The following is a 26,376-nucleotide window of genomic DNA, read 5'->3' as shown; positions in this document are numbered from 1 at the left end:
TGATCAGATTGCATGGGGGTACGAGTATGAGATTAGAAGATTTTAAACATATATGTTTTGGAGAACAGTTAGAAATAAAAGGAGAATTAACAGAAGAAAAGGCAAATAAATATTTTGATTCAGCTCTTTTAAGGAAAAAATCTAAGGAGTTTAGTAATACACCTATAAATAAAATACTTTATATTTTAGAAAGAACTGCATACAAACTATGTGATAAAGATGGAGACTATTATAAAGAAATAATGGAAAAAATGCCTGAGTTAATTAGCTATTCTTCCTCAATGGTTGATATGGGAATGAATGCCCTTAAAGAAATGTTAAGTATAAATTCCTTAAAATTAAGATTAAAAAGTCTTGGAGATTATCATTGTTTAGACACCTTTACAAAGAATAGATACTCTAAGATAACTAGAGCAGTTCCAATTGGCTCAGTTCTTCATATAGCAGCAGGAAACATATTTTTAGGTTCAATAGATTCATTAATTATGGGAATAATAACGAAAAATATAAATATATTAAAAGTTTCTAGTCAAGATTTTTTATTTCCAACACTATTTTACAGAGCATTAAAAGAAGTAGATATAGATAAAACAATTACTCCATATATAACTATTACTTATTGGAAAAGTAGTAATAAAGCTTTAGATACAATTGCTAAAAACAGCTTTGATGCCATACTTTTATTTGGAGGAGAAGAAGCAGTAAAAAGTTATAAGAATGGTCTATCTGTTAATACTCAGCTTTATTCTTTTGGTCCCAAAATAAGCTTTGGCATGGTATGTAAAGGTTTAAATGATGATGAATTAAGAGAAACTGCAAAAGGTTTTGCTGATGATATAGTTTTTTGGGAGCAAAGAGCGTGTACAAGCTGTCAAAATATATTTATAGAAAATAGTGATAATGTTAAAAGTTTTATTCAATATTTATATGAGGCTTTAGAAGAAAAAGGAAAAGAATTTCCTCAAAATCAATTAGATATAGATTCTGCTGTTGAGATAAGAAAGAAAAGAGAACTTGCAAAATGGGAAGAGTTTAACAATAGGGCATTGGTGCTAGAAGGTAAAAATGCAAATCATACTATAATTATGGAAGAGAAAAATAATATTGTTGACTCACCATTGAACAGAACTATATATGTTAACGTAGTTGATAGCTATAAGGATATTTTAGATGGAAACATACAACTCCTAAAATACTATATGTCGACATTAGCTATAGCATGTAATGGTGGAATACAAAATATAATTGAAGATTTTATTGATTTTGGAATAATGAGGTTTTGCAAACCAGGAGCTATGAGTAAAAGTGAGGATGATTCTTTACCTCATGATGGAATGTATATTACTAATTTACTTGTAAGATTTATAAATAAAGAAAATATTGATATAGATAATTTAGGACTTGAATATGTTGATGAGCATAAAAAAGAAAATATGTTACTTTGGAGGTTAAATTCTCTTATTAATGAGGCTATAAAATCACCATTTTATAAAGAATTTTATAAAGACATTTCTTTACCATTAAAAAGTTTACAGGATTTTAGGGATCTTCCTATACTTGAAAAGAAGCATATTTATGAAAATAGTGTAGATAAAAGCATGGATATGATTACAGGAAATATGGAAAGCTCTTATGTTTTTTCAGCTGGGGGAACTACAGGTAGAATGAAATATGTAGCTTATTCCAGCAAGGAATTTGAAGAATCGAAAAAAATATTTGGAGATGGTTTTAGAGCTGTTGGGATAAATGAAAATGATTTTGCAGTTAATTACATGAAAGCCGGTGCCCTTTGGACTGCTTTTCCAGCAGTAAATGAGGGTTTAGAGGAAACAGGTTGTAAAATACTATCTCTAACAGCTAACCAGCCTGAGAAGGAAACTATAGAATATCTAAAAAAATTTAAACCTAATGTACTTATAAGTCTTCCAGGAAATATTGTACTTTTAGCTCAAGAGGTAGAAAAATTAAATGAGAATATTAAACTAGAAAAAATATTTTATGCAGGGGAGCATATGTCCCCAAAAGCACAAGAATATGTGAAAAAAATATTTGGTGCAAAGAAGATAGCATCTTTTGGATATGCAGCAGTAGAAGTTGGACCAATAGGCTTTCAGTGTGAATGCTGCAAGGGAACTGAGCATCATGTTATGGATGAATGGTGTTATGTAGAAAGAGATGGAAATGGAGATGCAATTGTAACAACCTTAAATAGATTTCTTAATCCTATAATAAGATATAGACTTGGAGATAGTATTCAGTGGATTGATGAACCATGCTCCTGCGGCAGAACTTCAAAGAAATTTAAACTATTGTCAAGAACTGATGATGTTATAAGATTTAATGTATCAGATATATATATAAATGATGTACATGAAGCATTAAAGGATGTTAATGAAGTATCACCTTTCTTCCAAGTGTTAGTTGACAATGTAGATGAAATGAGAAATGTAACATTTAAGATAGAAACAAAGGATAAAGACATGGCTTTAAAAGGAGATATATTAAAAGATAAAATAGTAACTTCCTTAAAAAGTAATATTAGAAGTTTAGGGACAGATTATGAAAAGAATTTAATTAAGGATTTAAAAGTTGAATTATTACCACCCTTTGGAATAGAAAGAGTAGGACGTACAGGGAAGATAAGAAGAATAGTGGATAGAAGAGTATAATAAAATATAGCAAAAGCTTATATCAATAGGTGTAAGCTTTATATAATACGAATTGACTATTGACAATGGACAATTGAGGAAATTTTTTCTTTATTGAAAAAGTCTTAAATTTATTTCTTTTTTAATAAAAACTAGCAATTGTATTACTGGTAAAAAATTTATTAAAGAAATTAATTCGTAAAGAATTAATTTCAACCATAATTGTCAATTATCAACTCTCAATTCTCAATTGATTAAACTGTAGGGGAGAACAGTGTTCTCCAGAAAACCTAAATCAGTTTTCAGCATCACATATTGGACAGATAGTTGATATTTCAATAAAAAATATTTTTTAATATTATTCTAATACCAAGTTTGATAAATATATTATTATGACTAATCATGTTCATATAACTATGGTGATAAAATTAAGTGATACTAGATATGAAAAAAGAACCGGCGAACAATGTTCGCCCCTACAATGTTGCTAGCAATTATATTGTTAGTTAAAAAATGAGTTAAAGAAATTAATTTCCACCCCTGGGGTATGTAACAGATTAAAAAAGTTTTACAGAAATTAAAATACATGAATAAGCCTAATATATAAACTAAGCTCTAAAATATACCCCTGGGGTGCAGTATAGTAGGGCACAATATCTACATCATTAAGAATATTTTAGTTATATTGCTTATCTTTATTAATATTAATTAGAATTTTTGGTGTTGCTCCAAACTATGCTGCACCTCAGGGAAACCCTTATACAATTGATAATTAACAATGGAGAATTATTGAGACTTCTCTTTTATAAGAGAAGTCTCAATTGATTTATTTTTGAAATGACGCAGTCACTTTTATTAAAAATTAATTTCCACCTTAATTGTCAATTGTCCATTGACTAAACTATTCCACAGAGGGATGCATTATAAATTATTTAAGTATACAATTATATTAACTTATACATTAAATTTGGAGGTGATTATATGAATTTTGATTTTGAAGCTAAAAGTTGGGATGATGATAAAAGAATAGCTAGAGCAAAATTAATTTCAGGGGAAATAGATAAATGGTTAGGGGACAAAATAAATAATAATGCTATGGAATTTGGATGTGGAACTGGTCTTATAACTTTTAATTTAAAAAATAAATTTAAAGATATTATGATGGTAGATAATTCTGCAGGTATGATTGAAGAGGTAAATAAAAAAATTAAAAATCAAAATGTAAATAATATTCGTACATGGTGTGGAAATATTGATGAAATAGATGATGAAAATAAATATGATGTCATATATACTTCTATGACATTACATCATATTGTAAATATAAGTAAAGTATTAGAAAAACTACACAGTTTGCTGAGTTTAGAAGGGGAACTGTATATAGTAGATTTAGTTGAAGAAGATGGAACCTTTCATAGCTCAGAAAAAGGTTTTGAAGGTCATAATGGATTTAATCAGAATGATTTGATGGAAACTTTGAAAAATATAGGATTTAAAGACATAAGAAATAAAGTCTTTTATAAAGGAAGCAAAAGCATAGAAGAAAGAAATGTTGATTATGAATTATTTATTATGATTGCAAGAAAATGAATGAGTAGTAATATATACGAGTCATTTTCAAAAAAATAACTAGTTAGCGTGCTAGCTATTTTTTAGTATGATGATATTCATAAAATTTTTCATTAGTGCTAAAATAAAGTTGGTTATGCAAGGTTTAATTTTTACTGTGTTTAAAGTTTTTAAAGATTAGGATATAATAAAAATATATAGAAAAACTCAATATTGATGAAAAAGTCATAGGGAGGAGATAACTTTGAATAATTCACAGATAGAAATTCTAGAAAAAATAAAATCAAAGGATTTAATGGAGATTAGTAAGAATTATATGATAAAAAATATATTAGTATTTGGGAGTGTTCTTACTGATGACTTTAATATTAATTCTGATGTGGACATAGCAATTTTATCAGATGAAAAGTTAAAATTAAATGATATATTAAGTTTAGAATTATTTTTTGAAGAAATTTTAAACCGCCCTATTGATGTTGTTGATTTAAATAGTACTACTTTAGATTTGTTTATAAAAATAAACATATTAAATACCGGTAAAGTTTTGTATACTAGTGATAATAATAAAAGTTTAGAAGAGTTAATAGATAAATTAGAATGGTACTATAGAGAAAATGAAAATTTTTTTTATTATAGAAAGAGAGATTTATTATCATGAATGAAGAAAGATTACTTAAAATAATAGAAGATATGACTGAAGTTGTAAAAAATCTTAATGATTGTAAAGAAATTTTAAAATCAACTGAAGAGAATAATACAACTATATTTATTGAATTTGGATTAAAGCAAATTTTTGTAGATTTCTTCATAACAGTAGAAAATCTAACCTCTATAATATTAAAGGAATTAAAAGAGTTTAAGATAGGAATAGATATGAAGGAATCATTATCTATTTTAAAAAATAAATATATAATTGATGAAAAATTATATTTATTTTTAAATCAAGCAAGGCTATTAAGAAATAGAATATCTCATAGGTATAAAGAACCCTCAAGGGAAGAACTGTTAGAATTTATTGATATGAATATGGATAATTTTTATGAAGTTTTAGCAGTAGCTAAAGGTTGTATAAATATAGAAAAGTAGTTGTTAATTTTAAAATTATACTTCATAATTCACAAAAAATAATCCGTATACACAAAAAGTGTATACGGTTTTTTATATTAAATATAAAATAATTAATATAATATTGTACCAATTATTTTATTTAGCATATAGTTTAGTAGTAAAATTAATTATATAAGAGAATAATTATAATGGTGTTTACTTTAAATTAAAATTGTGTAATAATGAACAATTGTGAAAACAAGTAATTATAGATATAAATTTATACAAATAATACAAATAATTAATACAAAAGTTTTATAATAATTTCATATAGTGAGGAGTAAAGATGAAGATAGGATTTGACCACAAAAAATATTTAGAAGAGCAATCAAAGTACATTTTAGAAAGAGTTAATAATTATGATAAGTTATACTTAGAATTTGGAGGAAAATTATTATTTGACCTTCATGCAAAAAGAGTTTTACCTGGATTTGATGAAAATGCAAAAATTAAACTTCTACATAAATTAAAAGAAAAAGTAGAAGTTGTTATTTGCGTATATGCAGGAGATATCGAAAGAAACAAAATAAGAGGAGATTTCGGTATAACTTATGATGTTGATGTTTTAAGATTGATAGATGACTTAAGAGCATATGAACTTGATGTAAATAGTGTAGTAATAACAAGATATGAAGGACAGCCAGCAACAACTGTTTTTATAAATAAGCTTGAACGTAGAGGAATAAAAGTATATAAACACAGAGAAACTAAAGGATATCCTACAGACGTAGATACAATTGTAAGTGACGAAGGATATGGTAAAAATCCATATATTGAAACCTCAAAACCTATTGTTGTTGTAACAGCACCAGGACCAGGAAGTGGTAAATTAGCAACTTGCCTTAGTCAGCTTTATCATGAATATAAACAAGGTAAAGTAGCCGGTTATTCAAAATTTGAGACGTTCCCTGTATGGAATGTTCCACTAAAACATCCTTTAAATATAGCTTATGAAGCTGCAACGGTAGATCTTAAGGATGTAAATATGATTGATTCATTCCACGTTGATGCTTACAATAAAATAGCTGTAAATTATAATCGTGATATTGAAACATTTCCTGTACTTAAGAGAATTATAGAAAAAATAACAGGAGAAGAGTCTGTATATAAATCTCCAACAGATATGGGAGTTAACAGAGTTGGATTTGGAATCATTGATGACGAAGTTATTAAAGAAGCATCTAAGCAAGAAGTAATTAGAAGATATTTTAAAACTGGTTGTGAATATAAAAAAGGTTATGTAGATAAAGAAACTTTCCAAAGAATTAAGCTTATTATGGAAGAACTTAACTTAAAAGAAGAAGATAGAAAAGTTGTTATTCCTGCAAGGGAACGTTCAGCTCAGTTAAAGGAAACATCTAATAAAAATGATGCTTGCCCTGTTCTAGCAATAGAACTTAATGACGGAACAATATTAACTGGTAAAAGCTCAAATGTAATGAATGCAACAGCTGCTGTGGTTTTAAATGCTGTTAAATACCTTGCAAATATATCTGATGAAATCCATCTTATTTCTCCAGTTATACTTGAACCAATTATAAATTTTAAATTAAAGACATTAGGAAGTAAGAGTACAGCTTTAAGTTGTGAAGAAATATTAATTGCTCTTAGTATATGTGCAGCTACAAATCCAACAGCACAAGTAGCTATGAAAAAGTTAGCAATGCTAAAGGGATGTCAAGCTCACTCAACTACAATTTTAAGTAGAAATGATGAACAGACTTTAGGAAAATTAGGCATAGATCTAACTTGTGATGCTGAATACCCTTCAGAAAGCCTTTACTATAATAATTAATTTATAGATTTATAGTGCAATAGTTTAAAGTAAATACGATGATTTTTAATAAAGAAGATTTAAATTTATTTATTTTTTAAGTGATTATATGTATCTATAGGTAAAATGATTTTATTTTAAAAGAATACTTTTACATAATGATATAAAAAGTAGTATAAAAGCCAATTGTTACAATTGATAACAATTGGCTTTTATGTATGTAATTAATTTATAAATATACTACCTTTAAAATTAATGTATAGCTAATAACTATGCTGTTAAATATTTCAATTCACAACTTAGAACAATGCATAATTCAAAATTCACAATTGAGGTGGAAATTAGTTTTAATTAAACTAATTTCTTTAACTAATTTTTTACTAGCAATACAATTGCTAGTCTTTTTATAAGAAGTGACTGGATCACTTTAAAAAGAATCAATTCTAAATTTCTTAGTCTCTGCTGAGGAACGTCTATAATTGTGCATTGTGAATTGAAAAAGTTGTGAGTATAATAGCTCTAATTACAATAGTAAAAAAGACTAATTACTTTAACATTACAAAAATGTAAGTTAAGTGTAATAAACTTAAATTTCTCCTTCAACATTAATTTTATATAATAATTTTATAAACTTGGTTAATGAAGGGAGAAAATATGAAAAAATTAAATGCTTTTCAATTAAAGTTTTTTGCACTTGTAATTATGTTATTAGACCATTTATGGTTTGCTTTTCCAAAGGTGTTTCCAATATGGTTTCATCCACTATCAAGATTTGTTGCACCACTATTTGCATTTTTCTTAGTAGAAGGATTATTTCATACTAGAAATAAGTTAAAGTATAATATAAGGTTAGTAGGTTGGGCTATATTTATGATGCTTGGTAACTCAATCATTAATATGCTCTTAATATCTAAAAATGTAAGTGTATCCAATAATATATTTGCTACATTAGCACTTGGACTTACTATTATAAATCTATTAGAGTACAGTAAAAAATGTGAAGGAAATAAAAAGATAGGAGTAATAATATTATCTATTCTTCTAATTCCTGGAGCACTATTTGTAGAAGGTGGAATGAATCTTATACCATTTATAATAATAACTTATTTCTTTAGAGGAAATAATAAAAAATTATTAATTGGATATATTTTATTATTCGCCATAATGCTTAAAATGAATTTAGTTATTTATCCAACATTAGATATGACTATAGATATGCTTATGTACAACTCAGACTTTTTATTTATAACAGTAGTCCCATTTATGCTTCTTTATAATGGAGAAAGAGGACTAAATAATAAATTTAGTAAATACATGTTTTATGTATTTTACCCATTACACTTATGGGGATTAGCTGTAATAAAATTTATAATTAATTAATAAGAATCCTAAGGCTAGTATTTCTAGCTTTAGGATTTTTATTGTTTTAAAAAAATTTTATAAAGATATGTTTCTTAAAAGCAGGTTCTTAAAATTGCATGAGATAGATAATTTGAATTTAGTATATAAAAGTTATTTTTTACATTAGTTTATATAATAAATAGGTAAAGTAAATAGATGCACAAATATGTATAGTAATTCAATATAAGTATAAATAAAGAAGTTATGATATTATTTACTTGAAACTATGGCAAGAGAGGTGAGAGAGATGTATGATTTCGATACTATAATCAATAGAAGAAATACCCACTCATTAAAATATGATGGTATTAAGGAACGTTTAGGAATTGAGGGAGATGACTTACTGCCTCTTTGGGTAGCAGATTTAGATTTTGAAACTCCGAAACCTATACGAGATGCTCTTATTAATAGAATCGATGAAAAAATTTTAGGTTATAGTGGTGGCTTTGAGGATGTATATGCATCAATTATTAATTGGTATGAAAAAAGACATAATTTCAGTATTGATAAATCCTGGATTCAATTTAGTAGAACAATAGTCAATGCTATTAACAGAATTTTAAAAACATTTACTGAAGAGGGCGATAAAATAATAATTCAGCCACCAGTTTTTCCAGCTTTTCGTGATGCTATAAAGAATCATCACAGGGAAGTAGTAGAGAATTCTTTAGTTTTAAAAAATGGTAAATATGTTATGGATTTAGAAGATTTAAAGAAAAAAATTGATCCTAAGGTAAAGATGTTTATTTTATGTAGTCCTCATAATCCTGTAGGTAGGGTATGGACAAGAGAAGAGCTTAAAGAACTTACAGATATATTGGTAGAAAATAAAATTTTAATAGTATCAGATGAAGCTCATGCTGAATTAGTGCTTAAGGGATATAAGCATCATTTTATTCACAGTATTAGTAAAGAAGTTGCAAATCAGAGTATTTTATGTGTATCTACTCATAAGACATTTAATATGGCTGGGCTTGAAATCTGCAATATGATAATTCCAAATGAGGTTATAAGAAATGCTTATAATGATGATCAATTAAAAGATGGAATTAATAAGCCAAACTTATTAGGACTTACAGCACTTAAAGCTGGATTTGATTATTGTGAACAGTGGTTAGATGAAATGATTGAATATGTAGAAGATAACTTTAAATTTTTAAAGGAAACTTTAGAAAAAGAAATTCCAGAAATAAAGATGATAAAATCAGAAGGAACTTTTTTAGCTTGGCTTGATCTTAGAGAATTAAATTTAGAACCAAAAGATATAGAAAATTCTTTAATAGGAAAAGGAAAGATTTTGGTAAATCAAGGATATAGCTTTGGTACTGGTGGAGAAGGGTTTATCAGAGTTAATGTTGCATGCCCAAGAAGTGTTTTGGAAGAGGGAGTAAAGAGGTTGGTATTATCATTAACAGGGAGGAATTGAGATGAGAACAAGAAGTAAAAAACTGTTAATAGCATTATCAACAATAGTACTAGGAGTAACTTTGTTTAGTGGCTGTGGAACAAAAAATGTCTCAGAGAAGCCAAAGAATGATGAAGGCGAAAAAGTAGAGAAAATCATAGAAGTAGGAGTTTCAACTGAATATTTTCCATGGTGTTTTAAACAGGAGGACAAACTACAAGGTTTTGAAATTGATGTATGGAATGAGATAGGTAAAAGAGCTAACTACAAAATAGAATTCAAAGTTTCAAAATTTAGCGGATTAATGGGAATGTTAGACTCAGGACAAATTGATACAGTTGCACATCAAATGTCTACTAATGAGGAAAGAAGAGTCAAATATGACTTTAGTGAAACCTATGCATATAGTAAATATAAATTTGTAATTCCAAAGGAAAGTAATATAAGTAAAGTTGAAGATTTAAAAGAGAAAAAAGTTGGTTGTGTTTTAGGAGGAAATGGAGAAAAAACTATAAAGGAATTAAATAAAAGCAAAGATTTAAATTTAGATATAGTAACTTATGATGGAACGCCAATGGAAAAAGATGTTGAAGTAGGAAGAATAGATGCAGGATGGTTAAGTGAAGTTAAGGCTAAAACTACTATAGAAAAGGGAAATTTAGACTTAAAAATAGCAGATATTAACACTGGTGTATTCGAAATCAACAAATATCCTTTTAGGAAGGAAGAAGCAAGTAAAGAGATTATTGAAAATGTGAACAAAGCAATTAAATCAATGCATGAAGACGGTACTTTTAGTAAAATATCAAACCAATGGTTTGAATTAGATACCACTAAAGAAAATAATTAGTTTAGTAGGTATATTTTTATGTTTGATTTTAATTTTCTATTAAGAATAATTCCAGTGATGTTAAAGTATGTTAAGGTAACAATTGCACTATCTCTTTATTCTCTATTTTTCGGTTTAATTTTAGCTATAATTATTGCATTAATTATAAATGCTAAAACACCAATACTTTATCCTATAGCAAAAGTTTATGTATCTTTTTTTAGAGGTACTCCATTAGTGGCTCAACTTTTCTTTTTATACTTTGGATTAATACAATTATTCCCGGCTCTTAAGGGGTTAGATGGATTCACTGCTACAGTTTTTGGACTTAGCTTAAACTCTGCTGCATATTGTTCTGAAACTCTTAGAGGTGCTATATTTTCAGTGGATAAAGGGCAAATGGAAGCAGCATTAGCCTTTGGAATGACCTATATTCAAGCTATGAGAAGAATAATTTTACCACAAGCAGCAAGAGTTGCTATACCAGCACTAACAAGTAATTTTTCTGATATAGTTAAAGGTTCTTCACTAGCATTTACATTAGGAGTAACGGAAATAATGGCATCTGCTCAATCGGAAGCTGCTTCAAGTTATAAATTTTTGGAAGCATATACTGGCGTAGTTATAGTATATTGGATAATAATTTCTTGTCTTGGATTTATTCAAAAGAAGTTAGAGGCAACTCTAAATAAGGCTTATTAAGGTGATGGATATGTTAAAGATTAATAATTTACATAAGGCATTCGGTAGTAATAGAGTTTTAGATGGTATAAATCTTCAAGTAGAGAAAGGTGAGGTAATTGCTGTAATTGGTCCATCTGGTACAGGAAAATCCACTTTATTAAGATGTATAAACTTTCTAGAGCATGGAGATGAGGGAACTATAACTCTTGGGGATATTAACATAGATGTAAAAGAAAGAGATAAAAAAAGTGTATTACAAATTAGAAGAAAAACAGCTATGGTGTTTCAAAGTTATAATTTATTTAAAAACAAGACTGCCCTTGAAAATATAATGGAAACTTTAGTAACAGTTAAAAAGATGAAAAAAACTGAGGCAAAAGAAATTGCTATGAAGTATTTAAAACAGGTAGGTCTTGAAGAGAAGAAGGATTCCTATCCATCTAAGCTCTCAGGTGGACAACAGCAAAGAGTTGCTATTGCAAGAGCATTAGCTGTTGAACCAGAAATAATATTAATGGACGAACCTACTTCTGCCCTAGACCCTGAACTTGTAGGAGAAGTTCTTGAAGTTATAAAAACTTTAGCTAATGCTCATATGACAATGATTATTGTTACCCATGAAATGAACTTTGCAAAGGAAGTAGCTGATAGGATTATCTTTATGGAAGGCGGAAAAATTGTGGAAGATGGTAATCCAATAGATATATTTGATGACTCAAAAAATACTAGAGTGATTAAATTTATGAGAAAAGTTTTATAAATTAATTTCTTTAAACAGATTTTTGTAGTGGCGAACATTATTTGCCATTTTTTAAGAAGTAAGGGATGGTTCATTCTTTTTTATAGTTTTTATTTTATAATTTGTAATGAACCGTCCCCATATTTAATAATAGCAACTAATTTGGATTTTATGGTGAACACTGCTTGCGCCTACAGTTAGTCAATGGAAAATTGACAATTGTGAATTTTGCATTGTGAATTGTGAAGTGATTAATACTGTGTTTTTCTATAAAATTTATAGAAACTGGACTTTTTCTGTAAATATAATATAATTACTTATAAGAACAAGATTTCAGATGATTTGAATATCATCTTCTGAAATAATTAAATTCCACGTTCAAATTATATATCTTACTAATAATTGTATTTTTACCGCTAAAAATAGAAGTATATGTCGAATATGGAGAAAAGGTAAGGAATAATCCTCTTTTAATCAGTATTCTCCTGTAGCCCTATTTACAGGATTTGATTTAAATGGGTGATGATGGTACACTTTCAAGGTAATTGATTTTAAACCTATTATTGGGCAGGAGTATGCCTATAGTAGGGCTTTTATTATTTTTAGGGGGAAAATTACTAATGAAAAGCAATACGGTAAAATTACGCCAAGAAGTGTTTACATCTGATGCTTGGAAAATTATTGATTGGCTAGAAGATGATGAAATAATAAAATACTTAAATGAAAGACAAAATGTTGGAAATAGCATTAGAGAAACAATATATAGAGTTAATATGCCTATTCTTACTCCTTTATTTAATCAATACGGGAGCTTTTTTATGATAACAACGGATGAAAAAGAACCAATTGGTTTTCTACGACTTGTACCTAAGGGAAAAATAGCAGAGATGGTCATAGTGATTGGAGACAAGGAAGAGTGGGGAAAAGGTTTAGGAGCTAATGCAATTAAAGAAGGCTTGAAAGAAGCATTTTTTGAATGGAGAGTTGATGAAGTAATTGCAAAAATCAACTTTGAGAATGATCGTTCTAAAAGAGCATTTAAAAAAGTAGGTTTTATAAAAGATAAGGAATTAACAAAAGAAATACAATACGCTATTTCTATAAAACAATTCTTAAAATTGGCTGCGTAATTGTAAAGAAGTTTTGTAACAAATTTCTTTACAATGTTTTAAATTTTTCCATAGATAAGGCATCTGAAATAAAATATACTAAAGTATTAACTAGTTATTTTTTTGAAGATGCCTAAATCATGCTTTACAAAATTTATTAGTTTTAATTTATAGTAGTACTTTAAAAGCTTTAACATAGATAATGTCTTCATAAATCATTAGTAATTTTAATGAAGATTATCATAGTATGTTAAAGCTTTTAAATTTATAAAAAATACACGTTAATATAAGATATATGGAGAAAATTGATTATTTATTAATATTATCAATAGTTAACATGTTTCTATTATAAAAGCATATAGTAGAAATATGTAATTTTTTATAAAACTATGTATAATTAAATATGTACTATTTAATCAATTGATAATTGAAAATGGACAATTGACAATTATAGTTGAAATTAGTTTTAATAAAACTAATTTCTTTAACTGATTTTTTTACAAACAATGCAATTCCTAGTTTTTATCATAAAAAGTTACTATGTAACTTCAAAAAAATTTAAATTAGGGCTTCTCCCTTAAAGGAGAAGTATCCATAATTGTCAATCGTCAATTCTCCATTGTTTAAATAGTATATTTATAACATAGATTAAGGGTGGGATTAGATGAAAAAAATAATATCTATTTTATTGACAGCAATGATTGTATTTTCGCTAGTTGGCTGCACTAAGAAAGAAACTGCAAAAGAGGAAGAACCAAAGGCTAATTGGGAAGAGGCTTTAATCAAAGCTAAAGGTTCTACTGTTAACTTTTATGGTTGGGGCGGCAGTGAATTTACAAACAATTGGATTGATAATGTATTAGCTAAAAAAGTTAAGGAAGATTATGACATAACTCTAAAAAGAGTACCAATGGATATAGATAACATATTAAATAAGATGCTTGGTGAAAAACAAGCAAATAATGAAAGTGGTACTATTGATTTAGTCTGGATTAATGGTGAGAATTTCTATACTGCTAAAAAGGCTGATTTGCTCTATGGTCCATTTGCAGATATCTTGCCTAATTTTAATAAATATATAGATGAAAAATCTCCAGATGTTACACATGATTTTGGATATGAAGTAGAGGGGTATGAGGTTCCTTATGGTAAGGCTCAACTAGTAATGGTTTATAATAATGAGTTTGTAAAAACACCTCCTAAAAGTGCAGAAGAACTTATGGAATTTTGTAAAGCAAACCCTGGAAAGTTTACTTATCCTGCACCACCAGATTTTACTGGAAGTGCTTTTGTAAGAAACATAATATATGATATTGTAGGTAAGGAAAAACTTGATGGACTTGAAACTAAAGAAGAAGTTCAAAAAGCTATACAACCTGCTATAGATTATTTAAATGAGTTAAAGCCTTATTTATGGAGTGAAGGAAAAACTTATCCAGCAACTATAGCTCAATTGGATAATATGTTTGCAGATAAAGAAGTTGTGGGAACTGTAACATACTCACCAAATTCTATAGATGGAAAGATTAAAACTGGAGAGTACCCTAAGGAAGCTAAATCAGCTATATTTGAAAAAGGAACTATTGGTAATACTCATTTCGTAGCTATACCATTTAATGCTTCTAATAAAGAAGGTGCTATGGCTGTAGCAAATGCTATATTATCTGTAGAAATGCAAAGTACTAAATACGACCCAATTACTTGGGGTGATTTACCGGTATTAGATAACAGTAAGTTATCAGATGAAGAAAAATCTATATTTGACAAAGCTAAAATTAGCGATGCTATTGTACCGCAAGATGAACTTTTATCTCATAGAAAATCAGAACCAGCAGCTCATCTTATACCTATAATAGAGAAGATATGGTTAGAGACTGTTGCTAAGGGGGACTAATAAGTGAAGAAGTTAACTCCCTATATATTGCTTCTTCCATGTACTATATTTTTAGTTGTAACTTTAGGCTTTGGGGTAATTCAAGGATTTCTCCAAAGCCTTGGCTTTATACCTTCTTTAGGAATGGAAGAGATAACTTTTAAATATTACATACAACTTTTTAAAGAACCAGATTTTATAGAGTCTTTAATTTTCAGTTTAAAAACTTCTCTAATTTCATCAGTGTTAGCTGTTATTATTGGAGTATTTTTAGCATATATGTTGTTTAAACATGAAAGCAAAACTAATAATTTGATTATGAAGATACCTGTAATAATACCTCATATGGTAACTGTACTTATAGTGATTTCCATATTTTCTACAGGAGGATATTTAAGTCGTATATTATATAATTTATCTATAATAAAAGATTCCAGTTCCTTTCCACTTTTGGTCAATGATAAGTTGGGAATAGGTATAATAATTGCTTACTTATGGAAGGAAGTACCTTTTGTGGTATTATAACCTACGGAATCCTTTCTAATATAAATAAAGATTTAATATTAGCATCTAGAAACTTAGGAGCTAATGATACACAAGTATTTACTAAAATACTCCTTCCACTAAGTAAAAAAAGTATAATCACTAGTTTTATAATAATTCTTGCCTTTTCTTTTGGAGCCTTTGAAGTTCCATATCTTTTAGGTCCAACTACGCCTAAGGCATTACCAGTAAAAGCTTTCATAGAATATTCTAGCCCTGATTTGTTTAATAGGTACTCTATGCTATGGCGATAAATACTATATTAGCATTGATATCTTTAATACTTATAGTGTTTTATGAAAGAGCTTTTAGAAAAGCTTTAAAATAAGTCACATCTTCAATAAATACAAATTAAAGATGTTTAAAGAAAGGAAAGTTTATTTGAAAAGACTAATTACTATATTATTAACTATTACATTTATTTTTCCTATTATAATACTTATTTGTTATGCACTATGTTTAAATTGGGCTTATCCAAATCTTATTCCTAATAATATTACTACTAGGGGAATAAATGCCTTACTAAGTACAGAGTCACTATCTATAACTTTTAATAGTATAGGCTGTGCATTATTAGTTACATTGTTTACTGTTCTATTATGCATTCCTGCAGCTAGAGCTTTATCACAGGAGGAGTTTAAAGGAAAAACTTTTTTTACTTTACTAATAACTTCACCTTTAATACTTCCACTGACCTCTATTACTATGGGGCTTCATATACTATTTATAAAACTTGGGCTTACTAATACAATTTTAGGAGTAACACTTATAAATACTATACCTTGTATACCTTATGGAGTAAGACTTATATCTAATGTTATGTCTATAGTTGGGAAAAAACATGAATAGCTGCGAAAAGTTTAGGTGCTTCATCTATAAAGGCATTTTTTTATATTACATTTCCAATGATTTTACCTGGCATAATATCTTCTTGTGCTTTTGTATTTATTATTGCTTTTAGCCAGTACTTTACAACTTTTCTTATAGGTGGAGGACTAATAAAAACTTTACCTATGGTTTTAATACCTTATATTCAAAGTGGAGATAGAACATTAGCATCAGTTTATAGTATTCTGTTTATAGCCTCTTCACTATTGGTACTTATAGTTTTAGAAAAGATAGTGTCTATACATTATAAGAAATCTTTTTATTTATAGAAATTTGTATAAAGGAGAAAGTTATGAGTTCTATAGAAATAAAAAATCTAACTAAAGTTCTCAGTGGTAAAACCATTTTAAATAATTTAAATCTTACTATAGAAGAAGGATGTTTTTTCACACTATTAGGACCTTCAGGTTGTGGTAAGACTACCACATTAAAAACTATAGCTGGTATATATTCTATTGATGAAGGGGAAATATTAATAGATGGAAAAAATGTTAGAAATATTCCTATGGAAAAGAGAAATACTCCCTTTGTATTCCAAGATCATTTATTATTTCCTCATATGAAGGTTTTTGATAATATTGCTTTTGGTAGCTTAAAATAAAAAAGCTTCCTAAATCTGAAATAAATAATAGAGTTTCTAAAATAATAGAACTTCTAGAATTAAAAGGACTTGAAAAAAGCTATCCTCATCAGCTTTCTGGGGGGCAAAAACAGAGAGTTTCCTTAGGACGTGCATTAGTAACTGAACCAAAAGTTCTACTTTTAGATGAACCATTTTCAAGCCTAGATATAAATCTTAGAGAAACCATGAGAAATTTAATTAAAGATCTACATAATACCTTTAAATTGACTATTGTTTTTGTAACTCATGATAAAGAGGAAGCACTAACTATTTCAGATAGGATAGCTCTTATGAGTGAAGGAAAGATACTTCAAGTTGGGACACCTTATGAAATATATGAGAAACCGAATTCTTTAGAGGTTGCCAGCTTTTTTGGAAACTGTAATGTAATAGAAGGATTGATTGAAGATAATCATTTTATTAATGATATTTTTAATATAAATTTAAAGGTAGATAAATCGGCTTCCTATAAATCAACATTGATATCTAAAGCTGAAGATATTGAAATCGTATTAGATGAAAACAGTCCTATAGTTATTTATAAGAAACTTTATGTAGGGGATAGGTATATTTATACTTTAAAAAGTCAAAATAGTGAACTGAAAGTAATCTGCAATAAATATATTGATTTACCTTTAGGAGCAAAAGTTAAACTTAAATTTTTAAAAGAAAATGATTTAATGATATTTTAAAGAATATTATCAAATATAATGAAAATCCACCAATAACTTTGGTGGATTTTTTAGTACAAATAATTAATATAATAATTTAACTTACTAAATAATAGTCTCATTTATTTCTAACAACTAAAAAATCTACTTAAGAAAAATTTAAGAAAAATTTTACAACTTCTATACAACCTCTATAAAAGAATATCTAAAGTGATATATATAATGTCTTATGAGAGAGAAAAACAAACTAACTGAGAAACAGAAGTTTAAGGGGGTACTGTAATGAGAAGAAAAGGATTAATGAAATTAGTAGCATTAGGAATAATTGCAGGGGTAGTTACTATATTGGGAACAGCAAAAGCTATAAAAGGTGAAGAACCTACAACAGTATTTATAGAGAATCATGAAAGTTTAAGTGAGAAAAGTGAAAATCTATCAAATAAAGATGAAGACAGAAAAGATAAAAAATTTAATTTAGATGAAAGTGCTGTTGATGCAGCTAAAGTTGAGCAGATGTTAAAAGGAACATATGAAGATGATGGAGAAAAGGTAGCTTTTTTAACCTTTGATGATGGGCCATCAACATCAGTGACACCAAAAATTCTAGATACTTTGGATGAATATAATGTTAAAGCAACATTTTTTCAACTAGGAGAAAATATTGAAAAAAATGAAGAAAGTAAAAAATTAGTTAAGCGAATTTATGATGAGGGACATGCATTAGGTAATCATAGTTATACTCATAGTTTAGAAACACTTTATCCTAATAATCAACTTGATATAGAAACCTATATGAAAGAAGTAGAGAGTACTGATAATGCCATGAAAGAAGCAATTGGACAAGACTTTAATACAAAGGTTTTAAGAATGCCAGGTGGATATATGTCTAGAGAATATTATAATGATCCTAATCTAGGAGCGTTTAATGAAAGACTTAAAAAAGAGAATTGGGATAGTATAGATTGGAATGCTATGAATGGTGATGCTGATGGTACTGGAAAAAATGCAGAAGAATTATTAGCTGAGGTTAAGAATACAGCAGGAGAGCAAAACAAAATAGTTATATTAATGCATGATACATATGGTAAGGAAGAAACTGCAAATGCCTTACCAAATATAATTGAGTATTTAAAAGAGCAAGGATATAAGTTTAAAACTATCAAATAAAAAAATACATAGTATATACAAGATTACTTATTCTAAAATTAATATATATGAAAATAATTGATGTTTTTTAGTATCATAGCTAGAACTAATGAATTCACAATTCACAGTTCACAATTCACAATTGTGGATATTTCTCAGCAAAAGCTGAGAAATTTAAAATTATTTATTTTTGAAGTGATTGTATCACTTCTTATAAAGAACTAGCAATACATTGATAGCAAAAATTAGTTTAAGAAATTAATTCATAAAGAATTAATTTCCACCATAATTGTGAATTTTGTATTGTGAATTGTGAATTGAAATGCTTGAGAGTGTAGCTATACATTTTCTAAGGTAGTCCATATATAGATATATTGTCTTTTAAAATTAATATATTAAAACAAGTATCATTCCTTTAGTATTCTAAATAATTTAAGAAAATAATTACGTAATCCATACATTAAAACTGAAAGCCATATATCTATATATTATAAATAACAAACCTAGGGAGTGCTAAATCATAGAGCACTTTCTAGGTTTTTAATAAATATTGTAATAATTTACTTGTAGTGAACAGCATTAAAGAAATTAATGTTTCCTTGATTCTTTGATATAATAGTTACTATATTAAATTTAAAAAAAGGATTTTTATAAGGAGAATATTATGGCAAAAATATTGATTGTAGAAGACGATAGTACAATAAGAAATTTAATTCTATTAACACTCCAAATGGAAAATTACAATGCTGTAGCCGCTGAAGATGGAGAGGTAGCTATAAGTAAGCTTGATGAAGAGGATATAGATTTAATTCTTCTAGATATAATGTTACCTAAAATAGATGGATATGGAGTACTTCATAAAATTCAAAACAAAAATATACCTGTAATTTTTTTAACTGCTAAAAGTTCTATACAAGATAAGGTAATGGGGCTTAAACTTGGAGCAGATGATTATATAACTAAACCTTTTGAACCTTTGGAATTATTAGCTAGAATAGAGGCACTTTTAAGAAGGAGTAGGGCGAATAAAAAGAAATCTGAAGCTGTTACATTTAAACATATTATGGTATTAGAAAATGAAAGAACAGTAACTATGAATAATGAGGAAATATATTTAACACCAAAAGAGTTTGATTTATTATTAGAGTTTTTAAATCATAAAAACATAGTTTTAACTAGAGAGGTATTATTAAATAAAATATGGGGATATGATTTCTGCGGAGAAACTAGAACCGTAGATATGCATGTTAAAAGATTAAGAGAAAAACTTAATTTGAAAGATTATTTACAAACTATGTACAAGGTAGGGTATAAGCTTAAAGAATAGAATCCTGTAAAAGTTAAAGGAGATAAATCATATATGAAACTACAGAAAAAGATGTTAATTAATTTTGGAGTTATGTTTTTTATAACCATTAATATTTTTGCATATTTCTTAATTCAAACTACCTATAATACTAATTTTAAAAAAGTTATAGATTCTAGTTTTGCTAGCTATTCTTTAATATATTCAAATATAAAAACAGGAGAGAACTTAAAAAATCTTTTCTTAACTAATAAAGAAATATTACAACATAAAACAGAAGATTATTTAAGAAACCTTCCAAATGAAAATATTGCATTAGAATTTAGAGACTTAAATAAAGAAATTATATATTCATCTTCAAAAAATAAGGTACCTATTAAAGATGAAATTTTTGATATTAAAAACAATAAAGTAAAATATTTAATAACAAAGAATGAAGATAAAACCTATCTGATTATAAATAATAAAATTATACTCAATGGATCAGGTATTTATTTTACATATATAGATGATATCTCTTTTCTTAAGCAGGATAGGTTAAATAATATTTACTTTATATTTACAATAAATATTTTATTAGCAATTATAATCATAATTATAATTTATTCTATTGCTAAGGAAATAACAAAACCTATAGAAATATTAATAAATAATATAAAAGAAATAATAAATGGCAATTATACTAAAAAACTTAATTACTCTAGTAATGTTTATGAATTTAAAGTAATTTCAGAGCAATTTAATTTGATGAATGATGAAATTGAAAATAAACTTAGACTATTAAAAGAGCAAAACCAATCTAAACAAAGGTTTATAGATAATCTAACTCATGAAATTAGAACACCTTTAACATCTATAATTGGTTATTCTAGCTTAATGGTTAATAAGAAAGTTACTGATTTAGATCTTATGAGAGATTCCTTTATAAATATTAATAGAGAAGGAAAAAAAATACTATCTCTTACTTCAAAGCTTGTAAAACTTATAACTTTAGATAAAACTGTATTACATAAAGAAAATATAGATTTATTTGATACCTTGAAGGAAGTAAAATCTACCTTTGAACCTAAGCTTAAAGAAAAAGATATTGCTTTAGAAGTCAAGGGATGTAGTTATCATATAAATGTGGACAAGGAACTTTTTATGGTGTTAATTACAAATTTAATAGATAATTCTATAAAAGCTTTAAATGACAGAGCGGAAAAAACTATAATTCTAGAAATTATGGAGAATTATTTAAAAATTGAAGATACAGGTGTAGGAATAGAAGAAAAAGAACTTAAGAAAATATTAGAACCTTTTTATATGATTGATAAATCTAGGCAAAGTTCTATTAATGGTTTTGGATTAGGACTATCTATATGTAAACAAATATTAGAAATTCACCATATGAATTGGAGTATTGAAAGTACATTTGGTAAAGGTACTAAAATTATAATACTATTTAATGATGAGGTAAACCTATGAGATATACGATTACAATTGCCACTGTGTTTTTAGGAGCAGCATTGTTAGTATTTTTAAGCATACAAAATCCTATTAACGAAAATACAGTTTATGAAAGAGATATGATTTTAAATGAATATACTACAAGGAACTATAATAGTAGTATAAGTGATGATAGACTTATAAATAAGTCTAAGGAAATTCTATCAACAATTTTTGATTCAGAAATAAATTTTAATGATTATGTTACTGATCTACCAAAAACTGAGCAAAGTGTTTATAGATATAGTGATGAGATATATATTCGCTTAACACATAAAGAGAATATTGAGGATTATTTTTTCATAAGTCTTAATTTGAATACAGGTGAGATTTTACAGATTTATGCATCTTTAGGGCAAGAGGTTAAATCAGGTGATAAGTTATCAGAAACGCAGTTAGAAGAATTAGCAAATAAATATATACAAAAACTGCCTCTTTATAATATAGATAATTATAAACTTATTAATAAAACCTATTGGGAAGATTTTAATACAAATGAGTATATGTTTACTTTTGAAAATAAATCAGAAAACTCAAATATAGAAATTTCTATAAATCCTTATAATGGATACCTTATATCATTAAATACATTAAATATGAAATTACGTAGCAACCCTCTATAAAATTTAGAATTCTTGAATTTATAATTTTTTCAATTCTTCATTGATTAAAGTTGTGAATTTAAGTATTTAATAATGTAGTTATTAGTTATACACTAGTTTTTAAAATGATCTACATTCCCTGCATATTTGTACTTAGAATGCAGGGTAGTTTAATATTACCTTTGCTAGAATTAAATAAGAAAGGAGGATGTGAGATGGAGTGGATTGAAAGAATGACCACAACAGTGGATTATATTGAAGATCATTTAGTTGATGACATCATGTATGATGAAGTAGCAAAAATTGCTTGCTGCTCAATGCATCAATTCGGACGTGTTTTTTCTTATATTGTAGGTATATCCTTATCTGAATATATTCGTCGTAGACGATTGACACTTTCAGCATTAGAACTACAAAGTGGGAATGTAAAAGTCATTGATGTTGCTATGAAGTACGGATATAGTTCACCGGATTCATTTACTCGTGCTTTTTTCGGAATGCATGGTGTAACTCCTAAGACAGCGCGCACTTTAGGAGTAAAACTTAAAGCCTATCCACGCATCACTTTTCATATTTCAATTAAAGGGGATGTAGAGATGGAATATCGTATCGAAGAAAAACAAGAAATAAATTTAGTGGGAATGGTTAAGCATATAAAAAGACAATCAGCAAATATTATGGCAAATGATTGGAAAGAAGCTATGAGTGAAACTTGGAATGCATGGGATGAGTTTTTAAACAGCGGTATCGATGAGAAAATTGCATATGTTTACAACCTTTATCGTGCACCTATGTGGCAGATGGGTTTCACAAAAACACTTGAGAATGGAGAAACTTTACTTGCAATTGGTGCTGAAGCAGATGCAAATGTTTTAACGGATTTAGAGACCTATGATATTCCAGCAAACAAATGGGCAATATTTACTGTAAAAGGTAGCCTTAGCGGCAAGGGACATCCAATTGATGCAATGTGGACAAGGATAACAACTGAATGGTTTCAAACCTGTGGATACAAACGAGCAGCTGATTATGAAATTGAAGTTTACCCTCCAGGGGATACAAGTTCTGATGATTATATTTGCGAAATATGGGTTCCTATTACTAAATAATATATATTGTAGTTTTTAAAATTTAAAAACTTTTATAAGAAAGAAACAGTTATTTAGATACACTATTATTTCAAAATCAATTTTACAGTATTTCTTAACTAAAAATTTTTTATTATGAAGTAAACCCAGCAAATATTTGTTTGCTGGGTTTTAACATTAGATTTTTATAATTTATCTTATATCTAAATTATTTGAGCTTTAATAATATATAAAAATCATTTCCATGACTTTCAATTTTACCTGTTGAAGAATCTTTACTTCCTGAGATGTGAGAAAACAAAAACTTAACTTTTACTTTTTCATTTTCATCTTCAAAGGTCATTTCTTTTAAATCAACACTTTGACCACCGTTATTTATACCATATTTATCAATAAGTTTTTTAGTAAATTCGTTTAAGTCCTTTGAGTATAATTCGTCTCCGTTGCGAGTTATTTTTACAATTCCTGATTCAGGGATAAACTCAGCATTTAACTCATTAGCCGAACTATTATTTATATTCAGCATTTCCGAATCAATAAGATAGTCATAATCTTTTATTTCTAATGGTATTCTATCTTCATAATTATTAAAATAAGTGTAGTAACTTAAGCTATTGTACTCATTTTCTATATAAGAAAATCCAAAAACACTATCTATATTTTGAATTCTAAAATTCTTTGGTAGATATTTTATATCACTAAGACTATGTTTATTGTTAAAATAGCTAAGGATACTACTTATTTGATTCTTATCTTCAGTTGATATATTGGAATTAGGAATTATTTCACCTTCTGATATCATGGAATTTTTACTAAGTATATTAGTAAACCTTTTGTTTTGACTATATTTTGATATAGAATAACTACTAAATGGTCCAAAGGTAGAAATAAGAATAATTATTGCCAGGGACATAGGTAGTATAATATTTTTAAATTTCTTGCAAATTGAAAAATATAACATAATTAAGAATACCCATAGTCCAAGAATTACAACATAGTATCTATTTTCAGTAACTCCATATGCTCTTATTCTTATTCCAATTGAAAAGAACATCATAACAATGAGAGGAATAAGAACCTTTGGAAAAATTCTCATAAAAGTTTTTGCCCAAGAATTATTTTCAATAAACGGATAAATAAAAAATAAAACTGCAGCAGTTATGACTGAATACCAAAGTACAAGGTGAGATACTAATCCCTGAGGCCACTGCCAAGTTATTATTATTTTAATAAAATATATATACAATATAGTTGTATATATAGTGATTAGTGGCATTATGATATATAAAATAAGTATCTTTAAAAGTTTTGGATAATCCTTTAAAGCAAAAGTTTTATTTTTATATGGAACTCCAGCAAGAAAAAAGCATGGAGCAAATACAAAAGAAACTATAAGCCAAGTATAATAATAAATTTGATATTTAACATTTATTCCAAGAAGTTTGTTTACTGTAAATAAAATTGCACATAAGCCAAGATACAGCACAATAGAGTATATAAAGGTTGTAAAAAAACTTGTAAAAACCTTTATAATATATAACTCAAAATTATCCTTCTTAGAGATATAAGGTATAAAAAGAAAGGCTAAATAAAGTATTAGTGTTACAGAAAAGTATCTTGTCATTGAAACCATTTTAAAATCATTCAGTAGAAATAAATAGTAAAGTATAAGAAGAATAGCTCCACCTATATATGTTAGAAAAATTGTTATTCTTTTATATTCTTTTAATCTCTCAAAGAAAAGTTTTATACATAAGAAGAGTGGAATTCCAAGTGCAAAAATTCTAGCTAATTTCATAAAATTTTCTCTTATATCAGGATTCGCATCATAACCAAGCTCAGAAATATAAATTAATAAGATAGCACAACATAAAGAAAGAACAATAGAAACTGGAAATCTTTTAATACTATTTTTAATTCCTGATGATATATTTTTAGTAAATTCTTTAAACTTCATATAATTACCCCCTTTTTTAATTATACACCAAGGTAATTAGAAAAGTCTTCCACATTATGTAGTGATAATATTTATAAAATTAATATATAAAATAATTGCTGTTTTTAGCAGTTAATCTATAATTTATACAATTCACAATTTACAATGTAAAATTTGCAATTGTGGATATTTCTCAGCAATAGCTGAGAAATTTAAAATAAAAAACTAGCAATAGAATTGCTAGTAAAAAAATTAATTAAAGAAATTAGTTTGATTAAAACTAATTTCTTCTTTAATTACATGAAAAGATTTTTATTATAAAGTTTATGCGAGTTTCATGAAGGCTAAAATAATCAATATTAGCCCACTTAACCAAGAAAGATTTAAATTTACTTTTTCAACAAACTTTCTACCTAAGTAACATCCAATTAAGACTGCAACCATATCAGAAATTAATGAAAACAGTACTACTTGAATATAATTTATATTTGCTAAACCACTTCCAAAACCCACCGCTATTCCATCTAAACCTAAAGCAATAGCAAGATAAAAAGCTTCACCTGGGCTAAGAGTTCTAGAATTATCCATATCAGCTTTAGTATTATCAACATATACATCTAATATAAAATTTAAATCCAATAGCTTAAATTTTATATTTTTTCTATTAGTAGATTTTTTTCTTAAGTAAGTTTTAATAATTCCTTCTAAAAAGCGACTTACTCCAAGTACCATTAAAATTGTAAAGCATATTCCAATTGATACACTTTCAGGCAAAAAGTCTTTTATTACTGAACCTAAGAAAAGAGATATAGCCAAAAGTGCAGAACAAATAAAATTAATAACTGTTACTGAAGTAAAGGGAATTTTAATTTTATTTGTTCCATATCCAAAACTAGCAACAAAGGCATCCATACATAATGATGTAACTAATAATATTGATTCTAACAT

The 26,376-nt window shown here is 27.2% G+C and carries 25 protein-coding genes and 1 pseudogene; 24 read left to right on the top strand and 2 right to left on the bottom strand.

The features are described 5' to 3' along the window. Positions 1–26 precede the first annotated feature (26 nt). From ACWPW7_RS21095 to ACWPW7_RS20980, 24 genes and pseudogenes are all read left to right on the top strand, one after another. Positions 27–2,669 (top strand): aldehyde dehydrogenase family protein, encoded by a 2,643-nt coding sequence (locus ACWPW7_RS21095; RefSeq protein ID WP_454055146.1) that lies wholly within the window; start codon positions 27–29, stop codon positions 2,667–2,669. Positions 2,670–3,629: 960 nt separating this feature from the next. Then, on the top strand, positions 3,630–4,238 hold the full coding sequence (locus tag ACWPW7_RS21090; RefSeq protein ID WP_454055145.1) for a class I SAM-dependent methyltransferase: 609 nt from the start codon (positions 3,630–3,632) through the stop codon (positions 4,236–4,238). Positions 4,239–4,461: 223 nt separating this feature from the next. Then, positions 4,462–4,875, top strand: a complete 414-nt coding sequence (gene mntA, locus ACWPW7_RS21085) for a type VII toxin-antitoxin system MntA family adenylyltransferase antitoxin (RefSeq protein WP_454055144.1) — start codon at positions 4,462–4,464, stop codon at positions 4,873–4,875. Next, complete coding sequence (locus ACWPW7_RS21080; protein ID WP_454055143.1) at positions 4,872–5,303, top strand: DUF4145 domain-containing protein; 432 nt, start codon at positions 4,872–4,874, stop codon at positions 5,301–5,303. The genes mntA and ACWPW7_RS21080 overlap by 4 nt, the downstream gene beginning before the upstream one ends. 307 nt (positions 5,304–5,610) lie before the next feature. Further along, positions 5,611–7,119 carry a DUF1846 domain-containing protein gene (locus ACWPW7_RS21075; protein ID WP_454055142.1) on the top strand — a complete coding sequence of 503 codons (1,509 nt, stop codon included), beginning with the start codon at positions 5,611–5,613 and terminating at the stop codon, positions 7,117–7,119. Positions 7,120–7,752: 633 nt separating this feature from the next. Next, a complete protein-coding gene (locus ACWPW7_RS21070) occupies positions 7,753–8,478 on the top strand; it encodes a TraX family protein (protein ID WP_454055141.1) in 726 nt (241 codons plus the stop codon). A gap of 268 nt (positions 8,479–8,746) precedes the next feature. Continuing rightward, positions 8,747–9,925 (top strand): MalY/PatB family protein, encoded by a 1,179-nt coding sequence (locus ACWPW7_RS21065; protein ID WP_454055140.1) that lies wholly within the window; start codon positions 8,747–8,749, stop codon positions 9,923–9,925. A 1-nt stretch (position 9,926) separates the two neighbouring features. Then, complete coding sequence (locus tag ACWPW7_RS21060) at positions 9,927–10,754, top strand: transporter substrate-binding domain-containing protein (RefSeq protein ID WP_454055139.1); 828 nt, start codon at positions 9,927–9,929, stop codon at positions 10,752–10,754. An 18-nt stretch (positions 10,755–10,772) separates the two neighbouring features. Next, positions 10,773–11,435, top strand: a complete 663-nt coding sequence (locus ACWPW7_RS21055; protein WP_454055138.1) for an amino acid ABC transporter permease — start codon at positions 10,773–10,775, stop codon at positions 11,433–11,435. A gap of 10 nt (positions 11,436–11,445) precedes the next feature. Continuing rightward, on the top strand, positions 11,446–12,177 hold the full coding sequence (locus tag ACWPW7_RS21050; RefSeq protein WP_454055137.1) for an amino acid ABC transporter ATP-binding protein: 732 nt from the start codon (positions 11,446–11,448) through the stop codon (positions 12,175–12,177). Positions 12,178–12,776: 599 nt separating this feature from the next. Continuing rightward, on the top strand, positions 12,777–13,286 hold the full coding sequence (locus tag ACWPW7_RS21045; RefSeq protein ID WP_454055136.1) for a GNAT family N-acetyltransferase: 510 nt from the start codon (positions 12,777–12,779) through the stop codon (positions 13,284–13,286). Between the two features lie 643 nt (positions 13,287–13,929). Next, entirely contained in the window at positions 13,930–15,159 is a 1,230-nt protein-coding gene (locus tag ACWPW7_RS21040; RefSeq protein ID WP_454055135.1) for an ABC transporter substrate-binding protein, read from the top strand. A gap of 3 nt (positions 15,160–15,162) precedes the next feature. After that, positions 15,163–15,663, top strand: coding sequence for an ABC transporter permease (locus ACWPW7_RS21035; RefSeq protein WP_454055134.1), 501 nt, complete (start codon positions 15,163–15,165; stop codon positions 15,661–15,663). Continuing rightward, positions 15,633–15,935: an ABC transporter permease subunit gene (locus tag ACWPW7_RS21030; protein WP_454055133.1), complete on the top strand. Its 303-nt coding sequence runs from the start codon at positions 15,633–15,635 to the stop codon at positions 15,933–15,935. The genes ACWPW7_RS21035 and ACWPW7_RS21030 overlap by 31 nt, the downstream gene beginning before the upstream one ends. Positions 15,936–16,062: 127 nt before the next feature. Further along, a complete protein-coding gene (locus tag ACWPW7_RS21025; RefSeq protein ID WP_454055132.1) occupies positions 16,063–16,530 on the top strand; it encodes an ABC transporter permease in 468 nt (155 codons plus the stop codon). Beyond that, positions 16,527–16,838 (top strand): ABC transporter permease, encoded by a 312-nt coding sequence (locus ACWPW7_RS21020; RefSeq protein WP_454055555.1) that lies wholly within the window; start codon positions 16,527–16,529, stop codon positions 16,836–16,838. The genes ACWPW7_RS21025 and ACWPW7_RS21020 overlap by 4 nt, the downstream gene beginning before the upstream one ends. Before the next feature lie 23 nt (positions 16,839–16,861). Next, positions 16,862–17,170 carry an ATP-binding cassette domain-containing protein gene (locus tag ACWPW7_RS21015; RefSeq protein ID WP_454055131.1) on the top strand — a complete coding sequence of 103 codons (309 nt, stop codon included), beginning with the start codon at positions 16,862–16,864 and terminating at the stop codon, positions 17,168–17,170. Continuing rightward, positions 17,167–17,334: pseudogene (locus ACWPW7_RS21010) on the top strand (ATP-binding cassette domain-containing protein); the annotation flags it as partial. The gene ACWPW7_RS21015 and the pseudogene ACWPW7_RS21010, both read left to right, overlap by 4 nt. 42 nt (positions 17,335–17,376) lie before the next feature. Further along, positions 17,377–17,883, top strand: a complete 507-nt coding sequence (locus ACWPW7_RS21005) for a hypothetical protein (RefSeq protein ID WP_454055130.1) — start codon at positions 17,377–17,379, stop codon at positions 17,881–17,883. 261 nt (positions 17,884–18,144) lie between these two features. Beyond that, the gene (locus ACWPW7_RS21000) at positions 18,145–19,029 is read left to right on the top strand and encodes a polysaccharide deacetylase family protein (protein WP_454055129.1); all 885 of its coding nucleotides are present in this window, start codon (positions 18,145–18,147) and stop codon (positions 19,027–19,029) included. 643 nt (positions 19,030–19,672) lie between these two features. After that, positions 19,673–20,335 (top strand): response regulator transcription factor, encoded by a 663-nt coding sequence (locus ACWPW7_RS20995; protein WP_454055128.1) that lies wholly within the window; start codon positions 19,673–19,675, stop codon positions 20,333–20,335. 33 nt (positions 20,336–20,368) lie between these two features. Continuing rightward, positions 20,369–21,781 (top strand): ATP-binding protein, encoded by a 1,413-nt coding sequence (locus ACWPW7_RS20990; protein ID WP_454055127.1) that lies wholly within the window; start codon positions 20,369–20,371, stop codon positions 21,779–21,781. Further along, the gene (locus ACWPW7_RS20985) at positions 21,778–22,425 is read left to right on the top strand and encodes a hypothetical protein (protein ID WP_454055126.1); all 648 of its coding nucleotides are present in this window, start codon (positions 21,778–21,780) and stop codon (positions 22,423–22,425) included. Before ACWPW7_RS20990 ends, ACWPW7_RS20985 begins: the two co-directional genes overlap by 4 nt. A gap of 104 nt (positions 22,426–22,529) precedes the next feature. Further along, positions 22,530–23,513: an AraC family transcriptional regulator gene (locus tag ACWPW7_RS20980; protein WP_454055125.1), complete on the top strand. Its 984-nt coding sequence runs from the start codon at positions 22,530–22,532 to the stop codon at positions 23,511–23,513. Between the two features lie 187 nt (positions 23,514–23,700). Here ACWPW7_RS20980 and ACWPW7_RS20975 read toward each other — a convergent pair whose 3' ends face one another. Both ACWPW7_RS20975 and ytaF read right to left on the bottom strand, forming a co-directional pair. Further along, positions 23,701–25,449 (bottom strand): DUF4153 domain-containing protein, encoded by a 1,749-nt coding sequence (locus ACWPW7_RS20975; RefSeq protein WP_454055124.1) that lies wholly within the window; start codon positions 25,447–25,449, stop codon positions 23,701–23,703. Positions 25,450–25,752: 303 nt separating this feature from the next. Beyond that, on the bottom strand, positions 25,753–26,376 hold the full coding sequence (gene ytaF / locus ACWPW7_RS20970) for a sporulation membrane protein YtaF (RefSeq protein WP_454055123.1): 624 nt from the start codon (positions 26,374–26,376) through the stop codon (positions 25,753–25,755).

The sequence above is a fragment of the Clostridium sp. Marseille-Q7071 genome (assembly GCF_965112025.1).
The sequence above is the reverse complement of the archived record's forward strand: the minus strand, read 5'-3'. Positions and strand labels throughout refer to the sequence as shown.